Below are 1,380 nucleotides of genomic sequence, written 5' to 3' on the forward strand. Positions count from 1 at the left end.
CGAGCCTCGAGACGGTGAGAATGTAGGTAGGGCTTGACCGGGTGTTCTGACTTACCTCGAGACTGACCTCGAATTGGGTGTCTTCACGTGGGACCTGTCGGCATTCGGTGAAGCCCGAACATACACCTGGATTCGTGATGACCGGGCCGGGTGAGGTTATGACTTCATAGGAACCTGTCGGCTGCGGTTGGTCCGACTCTTCACCGTCCTGTCTGCCTCACCCGGCGTAGTCATCCTCCACCGAAGTGAAGGAGACAAGAACCGCAATGTCGAGCATGACTGCAGACGGGGTGTCGACGCAACCGGTGTATGCCGGGGTCGATACCCACAAAGACACCCACCATGCCGGGATCGTCGACGAGGACGGCCGGCAGATCACCGACGCCGAGTTCGGTACCGATCGGGCCGGGAACGAGGCGATGCTGGAGTGGTTGGCCCAGTGGTGGGTGCATCAGGTCGCGGTGGAACAGACCGGTAGTTACGGGTTGGGGTTGACCACGGTGCTGCGCGAGCACGGCTACACCGTCAAAGAACTCAACCGCCCGGATCCGACGGTGCGGGCCACGGTCGGTAAATCCGATCCGGTTGATGCCTACACCGCGGCGCAGGCGGCGCGCACCGGGCGCGCCGATATCACCCCGAAGGATCACTCCGGGATTGTCGAGTCGATCCGAATGCTGTCCACGGCAAGGGCTTCGGCGGTCAAAGCACGGAGTGTGGCGTTGAATCAGATCCGGGATCTGGTGATCACCGCACCGGTGTTACGGGAGAAGCTGGCGGGGTTGACGACCCGGAAAATGGTGGCGGTCATCTGGTCGTGGCGACCCAACCGCGCCGAAGCGGGAGACCCGGTACAGGGTGCGAAACTCGCGTTACGAGGAATCGCCGGACGGGTCCGGGATCTCGATAGCGAGATCAAGGCCTACGACACCCAACTCAACACGCTGACCCGCCGGGCCGCGCCGCGGTTGCGGGCCCGCCCCCAGGTCGGTCCGATGATCGCCGCACAGTTGTTGGTGACCGTCGGGCAATGCCCGGACCGTATCCGTAGCGACGCGCAGTTCGCACGGCTGGCCGGGATCGCGCCGATCCCCGCGTCCTCGGGGAAGACCAGCCGGATGCGGCTGCACCGCGGTGGGGACCGCCACGCCAACTCCGCGGTCCACCTCGTGGTCATCGGCCGGCTACGTAAACACGAGAAAGCACTCACCTACCGAGAAAAACGACGCGCCCAGGGAATGGCCGATAAAGACATCATCCGCGCCATGAAACGCCTCGTCGCCCGCGAACTGTTCTACGCCCTCAAAGCCGATCTCAAAGACCTCGACCACACCACAAAAAACGCCTCCCACACCCCTTGACACGTTATAGGAACGTCCC

At 63.3% G+C, this 1,380-nt stretch carries 1 protein-coding gene; it reads left to right on the forward strand.

Annotation, left to right across the window (positions count from 1 at the left end; genetic code table 11):
- Positions 1–266: 266 nt before the first annotated feature.
- Positions 267–1,361, forward strand: coding sequence for an IS110 family transposase (locus P3L18_RS28090; RefSeq protein ID WP_276115994.1), 1,095 nt, complete (start codon positions 267–269; stop codon positions 1,359–1,361).
- Positions 1,362–1,380: the final 19 nt, after the last annotated feature.

Source organism: Gordonia sp. N1V, assembly GCF_029269935.1.
GTDB lineage: Bacteria > Actinomycetota > Actinomycetes > Mycobacteriales > Mycobacteriaceae > Gordonia > Gordonia polyisoprenivorans.

Coding starts and splice junctions, on each gene's coding strand:
- P3L18_RS28090 (WP_276115994.1), top strand. CDS start 267: ATGTCGAGCATGACTGCAGACGGGGTGTCGACGCAACCGGTGTATGCC.